4 protein-coding genes and 1 tRNA gene are annotated in these 9,839 nt (G+C 51.1%); 3 read left to right on the top strand and 2 right to left on the bottom strand.

Going from position 1 to position 9,839, the window contains the following annotated elements; all coding sequences use genetic code 11:
- Positions 1–13: 13 nt before the first annotated feature.
- The gene (locus HUK38_RS05445; protein WP_182583247.1) at positions 14–1,438 is read right to left on the bottom strand and encodes a BCD family MFS transporter; all 1,425 of its coding nucleotides are present in this window, start codon (positions 1,436–1,438) and stop codon (positions 14–16) included.
- A gap of 148 nt (positions 1,439–1,586) precedes the next feature.
- On the opposite strand from HUK38_RS05445, the gene HUK38_RS05455 reads away from it, so the two are divergent.
- Both HUK38_RS05455 and HUK38_RS05460 read left to right on the top strand, forming a co-directional pair.
- A complete protein-coding gene (locus HUK38_RS05455) occupies positions 1,587–5,426 on the top strand; it encodes an Lcl domain-containing protein (RefSeq protein ID WP_338065363.1) in 3,840 nt (1,279 codons plus the stop codon).
- 86 nt (positions 5,427–5,512) lie between these two features.
- A complete protein-coding gene (locus tag HUK38_RS05460; protein ID WP_182583252.1) occupies positions 5,513–8,662 on the top strand; it encodes a type ISP restriction/modification enzyme in 3,150 nt (1,049 codons plus the stop codon).
- Between the two features lie 59 nt (positions 8,663–8,721).
- On the opposite strand, the gene HUK38_RS05465 is transcribed toward HUK38_RS05460, so the two are convergent.
- Positions 8,722–9,465: a cytochrome b/b6 domain-containing protein gene (locus HUK38_RS05465; protein ID WP_238787481.1), complete on the bottom strand. Its 744-nt coding sequence runs from the start codon at positions 9,463–9,465 to the stop codon at positions 8,722–8,724.
- Between the two features lie 5 nt (positions 9,466–9,470).
- On the opposite strand from HUK38_RS05465, the gene HUK38_RS05470 reads away from it, so the two are divergent.
- Positions 9,471–9,545: transfer RNA gene (locus tag HUK38_RS05470), tRNA-Val, on the top strand.
- Positions 9,546–9,839: the final 294 nt, after the last annotated feature.

Consider the following 9,839-nt stretch of genomic DNA (forward strand, 5'->3'; position numbering starts at 1 on the left):
TCGTCCAGTGAGATTACAGCATTTCGGCAATGCCAAACGGTTTATCCGAATGCGCCCGCAGCCGCTGTTTGCCCAGCAATAATGGCAAAGCAACGATTAACGTGGCAACCAACATCACTATTTCAATGCTGTACACCACATTGTAACCCAGCGCCGGATTGACCGCCCCCGCGCCAAACCAGCCGGCATTGGCGGCACCGCTCAACACGTCACGGATAGTGCCGCCGATCAGGATGGCACCGCCCGCGGCCGTGGCTTGCACTGCCCCCCACGCGCCGAGCGCCAGTCCGCTGTGACCGTCTTCCGCCAAACTCATGGCGGTGGTGAGCGTTCCAACGGCGAATAATCCGCCGCCAAAGCCGATTAATGCCGTACCAACGCGGAAAATCCACGCCTCATGCAGGATGCCGGCGGTGATGACGGCGGAAAAGGCGATCAAACCGAGTGCGGCACCCACCCCCGCCATGCGATTGGCGTCCCAACCGCGTGTTAACAGGACGCCGGAGAGGGTGAAAGCAACCAATGTGCCAGTTGCCCAAATGGCGGTGAGGGCGGTGGTTTGCGCGACGCTCAGACCGAGGACTTGTCCGCCGTAGGGTTCTAATAAAATGTCTTGCATACTGAATGCGGCGGTGCCTAATCCCACCACAATTAACAGGCGGAAGGCGAATTGATCTTGAATAAACGTTTGCCAAGTTTCCGCAAATGGTGGGCGAATGATCCGCGTGGTGGCGCGTTGCATGTCAATTGCTTCTTGCCGCCATAAAGCGGTGAAGTTGAAAATGACGCTTAAGACGGCGGCGGCTTGAATAACTTGAATTAAGCGCATTTGACTGAAATTGGTTAGCAAGTTACCAAAGATCACGGCGCTAATCACCATGCCTAATAATAAGGTGACATACAGCAATGCAACAACGCGGGGGCGTTTATCAACGGGCGCGAGGTCGGTGGCTAATGCTAAACCCGCAGTTTGCGTCGTATGCAAGCCCGCGCCAACTAATAAAAATGCAACAGCGGCGGCAGCATAGCCCAAAATCGCTAAATCATTGCTGCTGTCGGATAATAATAGCAAAGCGAATGGCATGAATGCAAAACCGCCGAATTGTAGCAGCGTTCCCATCCAAATGTAGGGGACTCGTCTTAATCCAAATGCCGAGCGGTGGTAATCGGAACGGAAGCCAATGATGGCGCGCAGTGGTGCAAACACTAGCGGTAGCGCGATCATTAATGACACTAGCCAAACCGGCATTCCTAATTCAACCACCATGACGCGGTTGAGGGTGCCGTTGAGTAATACGATTGCCATGCCGACCGACACTTGGAATAATGATAAACGTAATAAACGCGGCAATGGTAAGTCGGGTGTGGCAGCGTCGGCAAAGGGTAGAAAGCGAATGATGAGTTCATTTAGAACACGTTTGAAGTCTTCGGATGCCATGATGAGTGTTTGAGCCTACAGGTAAAAAAGGGCGCACCAGTCCGGGCGCGGGTGGGGATCGAGCGGTGATTTTAACCGCAATGCGCGGCAGAGGTGACACTGGTGATGGCGCCGGCGTTTTTGACATCAGGAATCACGATTGCTATTGGTGGCAGATGATCCGTTTTATTTTTTTGCGCCGCGTATTAACATTTTGTCGGCGCACCCGCTGCTGGATATCTTTGGCAATTTAACTGGAGTTAATCCTTTGAATATAAAACATCTGTCTTATCACGCAATAACGGCGCTGGTCTTATTCACCGCCGTGACCGCCGCGCCAGCACACGCGGCATTAAATGACACGGGTATTACTGCCTGTTCTGATGGAACAACGGCGTTTAGTCCGCTCTGTCCAATCGCTGAGTTTCCACGTCAAGATGGTGATTATGGCCGCGATGCAGAAGCAATTGCCGGCACGTTAATTAAAACCGGCGGCGGCGACGCGGGGTTTGATTTCACGAAAATCAGTAATAGCGGGGCGGAATTACCCGCTGATGCGCAATTAGGAAATGGGCCGAATGATTGGGCCTGTACCCGCGATAATGTCACCAATTTAATTTGGGAAGTGAAAACGGATGATGGCGGGTTGCGCGATCAAGATCATAATTATAGTTGGTATGATTCTAATTCAACCGATGGCAATTTAGGCACAAATAGCGGCGGGGTTTGTTTTGAAAGTGGCCGCTGTGATATGGAAAAGTTTGTTTATGATGTGAATAGCACTGAATTGTGCGGGTTCAGTGATTGGCGGATGCCGACGGTGAAAGAATTAGGTGGGATTGTGCATTTACTCCGCATTGGTCCTGCAATAGATGATGTGTATTTTCCCAATACATACAGCACGTCACATGCACACTTTTGGACAGCGGCCCGCTATGCTGCCGACCCCAATTTCTTTTGGGCAGTCAGTTTTTATCAAGGCGAAACCGGCGCAATTAGTGGTCTCAGTCATATTCGGCTCGTGCGCGGTGAATCTGCGGCAGATGTTTTTATTGATAATGATGACGGCACCGTCACGCAACTCAATACTGGTTTAATGTGGTCAAAATGTAATGCCGGTTTAACTGGCAATGATTGCACGGGTGATCCACTAACTATGAACTGGAGTGAGGCATTGAATGCGGCTGCCCAATCTACACTCGGCAACTATACGGATTGGCGCTTGCCGAACATTAAAGAATTGCAAGCATTAGTTGAATATGATTTACATACTCCAGCAATCAATCCGAATTATTTTTTGAATGCAATCCCCGGCGGTCATTGGTCTAGTTCGCCGTTTTATCATTTAGCCTGGAATGCCGATTTTTTATCAGGACAAACCGGCCCCGTTTCCTATGATTACGGTTTATATGTCCGCCTCGTGCGCGACATTCAATCCAGCCCCGCTCCAATCTCCGAATGCGGCGCCAATTGGCAACCGGTTGCTTCGATTCCAGGCCACAACCAACTGTATGCAATCACCTACGGCAATGGCCAATTCGTGGCAGTCGGCGGCTTGGGCGCCATGACCGTCATCCTGACCAGTGCAGATGGCAGCCACTGGACACCGCGCTATGGCGTTGGCGAGGGCTTGATACTCAGCGTCATCTGGACGGGCAACCAATTTGTCGCCGTTGATGAAAACGGCATCGTGCTAACCAGCGCCGACGGCGTCAACTGGACGGGGCAAACCACCGGCACCACCGATGCACTGAACGACGTCGTTTGGAACGGCAACCAATTCGCCGCCGTGGGCGTAAATGGCGTCATCTTGACCAGCCCCGACGGCGTCAACTGGACAGCGCGCACCTCCGGCACATCGTTCGCCCTGACCGGCGTGACCTGGGGGCATGACCAATTCGTCGCGGTCAACACCGTCGGCGACATCCTCGTCAGCGCCGACGGCGTCAACTGGACAACGTACGCCTCGGGCGTCACGGAACAACTCACCGCGGTCGTTTGGAACGGCAGCCAATTCGTAGCCGTGGGCGCTGGCGGCATCGTCCTGACCAGCGCCGACGGCAGCCACTGGACGCGGCGCACCTCTGGAACTGAGTACGTTCTGGAAAATGTGATCTGGAACGGCAGTCAATTCGTCGCAGTCGGGGCGCTCGGCACCATCTTGACCAGCCCCGACGGCGTCAACTGGACAGCGCGCACCACGCCCACCGACCGTCATCTTTACGGCATCACTTGGACCGGTTATCAATTCGTGGTAGTGGGTGAAGATAGCGGAGCGGTGAATCAAAACAGCGCCGTTTTAATTAACACCTGCACCACCCCGCCCGCCCCCGCCAGCAGCTATCCATTCAGTTTAACTATTAACGGCGGCGGTAATGTGAATAGCGATCCTGGCTTAGATAATAATCAATGCAGCGGGGTTACTTGCACCGGCACCTATTCGGCTGGCGCGGTTGTCACCTTAACTGCACAGGCAAATGAAGGGTGGCAATTTCAAGGCTGGGGTGGCGCCTGCACCGGTATTGAAGCCTGTATTTTGACAATCAATGCTGCCACCGATGTCATTGCCAATTTCACCCAATTAACCAATCAATACCAATTAGATAGCCCAGTCAACGGCAGCTATGAAAGCGGCATTGGCGTGGTGCATGGCTGGGTGTGCAATGCCAATAGCGTCACCGTGCAAGTGGATGATACCGCTGCATTTGAAGTTGCTTACGGCGCCGAGCGATTGGACAGTCAAACAGTGTGCGGTGATTCAAATAACGGCTTCGCGGCGGCAATTAACTGGAGTGATTACGGCACGGGTGAACATGTGTTAAAACTCATTGCTGATGGCGTGGAATTGACCCGCGCAGCTGTCATGGTCACGCGCTTGGGTGACGAGAACTTTTTAACGGGTTTAATCAAAACCACCACCGTTGTTGACTTCCCCGCTGCGGGTCAAAACACGCTATTAACCTGGTCAGAACCCAATCAAAACTTCGTCGTCACCAATGCTGCCGCCCGCGCTTTTTCAATTGAACGTGCCGCCAATGGCAATTGGGAAAGTCCGACTGATGGTGGGATTGAAAGCGGTCGAGCGTTAATTCGTGGTTGGGCGTGCGATGCTGGCAATATCACATTTACATTAGACGGCACCACGTTAATTGCCCCCTACGGCAGCGGCCGCGGTGATACCCAATCTATTTGTGGTGATAGTAATAACGGCTACGCGCTGGCAATTAACTGGAATGATTACGCTGACGGCGCGCATCAAATCGCATTAAACATTGATGGCGCAGTGGTGGCCACTCGTCAATTCACCATTGCCACGCCGGGTGGATTAGGGTCTATTACCGGTGTGCAACATCAACACACGGTGACTGATTTCCCCAACTTTGGCGATCAATTAACTTTGCAATGGTCAGAACCGCATCAAAACTTCCGCATTATTAATTATCAACCGTCAACGCGCACGAATGCCGAGCGGATTACGGAGATTTATATTGCCACTCTCGGGTATGCGCCGGACAATGATGGTTTGCAATACTGGGAGAATGAATTGCGCGGCGGCAGTTGGACACCTACGACCGTTGCGCAGGCGTTTTTTGATAATGACACGGTGCGAGCGTTGTATCCAGCGGAGAATGGTAATGATTTATTGATTGACGCGCTGTATCACAACATTTTTAATCGCGCTGCGGATGAAACGGGCAAAACCTATTGGTTAGACGAATTAAACAGCGGTCATTTTACCCGCGATCAGATGATTATTGCGTTAATTGATGGCGGGTGGGCGAATGCAGATGCGGCAATAGATATGGCGCGCTTTGGTAATCAAGTGCAGGTCGGTTTGGCATTTGCAAATGCACAAGCCGAGCGCGGCATTATTTATAACGCATTAACCCCCGAACGCCAAACGCATTTGCGGACATTAGGTGCGCAAATCATTCGGGATGTCACTGCTGATGCCGCAACTGTGACGGCGGCAATTGCGCAGATTCCGGGGTTATTAGACACGCTTTAATTAACCTCGCATTGTTAATGAGCGTTCCCATGCGCGGCGTGGGAACGCGCAACATTTCCCCGCGCATCCTATCGCAGAATTGATTCATGTCTTTAATCACGTCCTTTTTCGCCAGCGTCAGTGCTATTTATGCGAACGGCGCAGCAACCGAGTATTCCTATCGCCCCGCATTAACGGTTTTATTTAATAGCATCGCACCTGATATCATTGCTATCAATGAACCTAAACGTATTGCCTGCGGGGCACCAGATTTCATTTTACAGCGCAGCGGGTTGGCCATTGGTTATGTCGAAGCTAAAGACGTACCAATTGATTTAACTGCATTAAATAAAGATAACTTGGCGCAGCAGCACCGCTATCGCTACGCGCTGCCCAATCTCATTTACACCAATTGTTTAGACTGGCAGTTTTTTCGTGATGGTCAATTAAAAAGCAGAGTGTCTATTGGTGCGCTGGTCAATGGTCAATTGGTCGCGCAGCCCGATCAATTCGCCGTATTAGAAAACCTGTTGCATGATTTTATTCAACAGCGCCCGGCGACCGTGACCAATCCGCGTGAATTGGCCGAACGCATGGCGGGCAAGGCAGTGTTAATTAGAGATGTTTTGCACGCAACGTTAATTGCGGATCAACAGCGGCAGACGGAGTTGGCGAATCAATTTGCCGCGTTTCAACAGCATTTAATTAGTGATATTTCGCCGGTCGAATTCGCCGATGTCTATGCCGAAACCATTGCGTATGGGTTATTCGCGGCGCGGGTGCATTACAGCGGTGAGCCATTGCAATTCACGCGGCAACACGCAGTATTAACCTTGCCCAAATCCAATCCGTTATTACGCGCTTTATTTGGCTATATTGCCAATGCAGAATTAGACGAGCGCATTGCGTGGATCGTTGATGAATTGACCAGTATTTTTCAAGTGACGAATATGCCGCAGGTGCTGGCCGGCTTTGGTCAATTCACTGGTCAATCCGATCCGGTGATTCATTTTTATGAAACCTTTTTAGCCGTTTATAATCCCGCGAAACGCAAAACGCGGGGGGTGTGGTACACACCCGAACCGGTGGTTAATTTTATTGTACGGGCGGTGGACGAAGTATTAAAAACCGAGTTTTGCTTAATAGACGGGTTGGCGGATACCTCGCAGGTCATAATTGATTTTGACACGGGAACAGTGAATAAAGATGGGACGCCAATCACGATTAAAAAAGCGGTGCATCGCGTGCAAATCCTTGATCCAGCAACGGGAACTGGGACGTTTTTAGCGGCGGTAATTAAACAGATTGCGCCAAAAGTAAAGGATGTGGCGGCGGGGATGTGGTCGCGTTATTTAGAAACTGATTTAATTCCACGCCTGCACGGGTTTGAATTATTGATGGCGTCGTATGCGATGTGTCATTTGAAATTGGATTTATTATTAACTGAATTGGGCTATGTACCAACCGGCGCGCTGCCGCGTTTATCGGTGTATTTGACTAATTCACTGGAAGAGGGCAGTGCTATTCATCAAAACCTGCCATTTGCGCAATGGTTATCGAATGAAGCACGGGGCGCAAATGTGGTGAAGCGCAATTTGCCGATCATGTGCGTTATTGGTAATCCGCCGTATTCTGGCGAAAGCGTGAATAAAAGCGATTGGATTACACAGTTAATGGCGGTGTATAAAAAAGAGCCCGGTGGTCAGGATAAACTCAATGAACGCAATCCCAAATGGATTAATGATGATTATGTCAAGTTTATTCGATTGGCGGAACATTTTATTAGTAAAAATGGCGAAGGGGTACTGGGCTTTATTACGAATCACGGCTATTTGGATAATCCGACCTTTCGTGGAATGCGCTGGCAATTGCTCAACACGTTTGACAAGATTTATGTTTTAGATTTGCACGGCAATGCAAAAAAGAAGGAAGTGACGCCAGATGGGCAACCCGATAAAAACGTGTTTGATATTCAGCAGGGCGTGGCAATTTTAATTGCGGTTAAAAAGAAAACTGCTGTGAATAACAATTCACTAGCGGCGGTTTTTCATGCCGATTTGTGGGGTGAACGGGCGGGCAAATATACGGCATTGCAGGCAAATCAATTAACGGGGCATCAATGGCAGCAACTCCCGCATCACGCGCCGCAATACCCGTTTGTGCGGCGTAATAATGGGCGCGAGGCGATTTATAACACTGGGTTTTCAATTCAGGAATTGATGCCAGTCAATTCAGTTGGGATTGTCACTGCCCGCGATTCATTAACGATTGATCTAGATAAAATGGCGTTGTGGCAGCGGGTGCAAAACTTTGCCGTATTACCGCCGGAGCAGGCGCGGGTTAAATATGATTTGGGTAAAGATGTGCGTGATTGGCGCGTGGAATGGGCGCAAGCGGATGTCAAAAACCATTTCGGAATTGAATATCTCCAACTAATTGCGTATCGGCCGTTTGATTATCGCTGGACATATTACACGGGCAAATCACGCGGCTTTATGTGCTACCCGCGTAATGAAATGATGCGCCACCTGTTACGTCGGGAATCAATTATCCTTGTTATTGGGCGGCAAGGTCAAGTTGTTGGTAATATGCCTTGGAATATTGTGTTTGTTCATACCGGTATTTCTGATTTAAATTTGTTTTATCGCGGCGGCGGCATGTTATTTCCGCTCTATTTGTATTCTGATGACCAAGCGCCCCATCAACCCCGCCGCGTTAATTTCAATTCAGATTTATATCAACGCTTGCAAGCCATCGCCACAGATTCTATTCACGGCGCGCCAACTGAACTCGCCGTGTTTGATTACATTTATGGCGTGTTGCATTGCCCGGCGTATCGGGAACAATACGCTGAATTCTTAAAAACTGATTTTCCGCGTATTCCCTGGCCGCCCAATGCGGCGGCGTTTTGGTCAATTGCCGATAAAGGAACTCAATTGCGGCAGTTGCATTTAATGGCACCGGCAGCAATTGGCGCCACGCCGTATCCGTTCATTGGCGACGGTCAGCCGATCATTGATAAACCGCGCTATTTTAATAACCAAGTGTGGATTAACCAATCACAATATTTTGCCGATGTGCCGGCGGTCGCGTGGACGTTTTATATTGGCGGTTATCAACCGGCGCAGAAATGGTTAAAAGATCGCAAAGGGCGGGAATTGAGTTTTGAGGAAATCAAACACTACCAGCGCATCATTAAAATCTTGAGTGCAACCGATGAAATCATGCGGTCAATTGCGCTGCCCAATTGCGATTAACCCCCCGTTTTTTATTAAAAATAAGGGGTGGATAATTGGGTTTCATTGCGCGGCAGTTATTACCACTCGGGCGTCGTGATTGGCGGCGCGCTTGATTCAATTGATAACCACCCGCCGCTTGCGCCCCACGTCACCACTGCCGCGAGTGCGAGTGCGACAATCAACGCCACCGCGCCGCCGCCGCGTGCCGACTGCGCGGTCGCCGTGCTAGTTTCGTGCCAACCGGTGAACATTTGGCGCACCAGCGGCGTGTTGCGGAGGCGGGTGTAGAGGGCGATGGCGATAATGTGTAACGCGATCAGGGCGATTAACACCCACGCGCTTTGGCGGTGCAGACTGGTCAGGGTCGCGCTGAGGTCGCTGCTGACCAGCGCGGAGAGCGGACCGCGGAAGGCGATGTCGTCGTCGGCGACCAGTCCGCTCGCGGTCTGCAACCCAAGTAGTGTCAGCAGTGCCACGACCGACAGTGCGCCGAGGGGGTTGTGTCCGGTGCCGTGCCAAGTGCCGAGTAGATAGGCGACGATGGCGGCGCGATTGGGGATAAATTGGCGAAATTGGGCGTAGGTTGAGCCGATCACGCCCCAGATGAGGCGGAATGTCAGCCAGCCGCAGATGAATAACCCGACGCGGCCGTGCCAAGTCATCCACTCGCCGCCGAGCAGTCCGGTGATGATGGCGGCAGTGACGGCGATCACGACGAGCCAGTGACCGAGGCGGGTGGGTAAATCCCATAATTTGATGCGGTGTGGGGCGGGTTGCATGGTAGATTTGACCTGATGGGCGTTGCTGGTTAAACTGCGCATTCTACGGGCGCATAGCTCAGCGGGAGAGCACTGTCTTCACACGGCAGGGGTCGGTGGTTCGATCCCACCTGCGCCCACCAGCTTGTTTCAACAAATCAATTTTCTAAACAAATCAGCCGGTTAACGCCGGTTTTTTTGTGCCTCAACATCACCATCTGGCTACCTATTCGGCAGTGAAGGAATTGCGCGTTTATCGCACCGCAGCAGATCATCCTGCGTATTCTATAAGCGGTTCACGCGCCAATTTACGCCAATAAAGAAATTCTGAATCACCAACCGGCAATTGATCCAATTTTTTATTCAGCCACTAAGCAAAATCTTTAATTAACTTGCGCACTTCGCGCCGTCGCTGATACACATTAAACAGAGAAGTC

Source organism: Thiospirillum jenense, from assembly GCF_014145225.1.
Taxonomy (GTDB): Bacteria; Pseudomonadota; Gammaproteobacteria; order Chromatiales; family Chromatiaceae; genus Thiospirillum; species Thiospirillum jenense.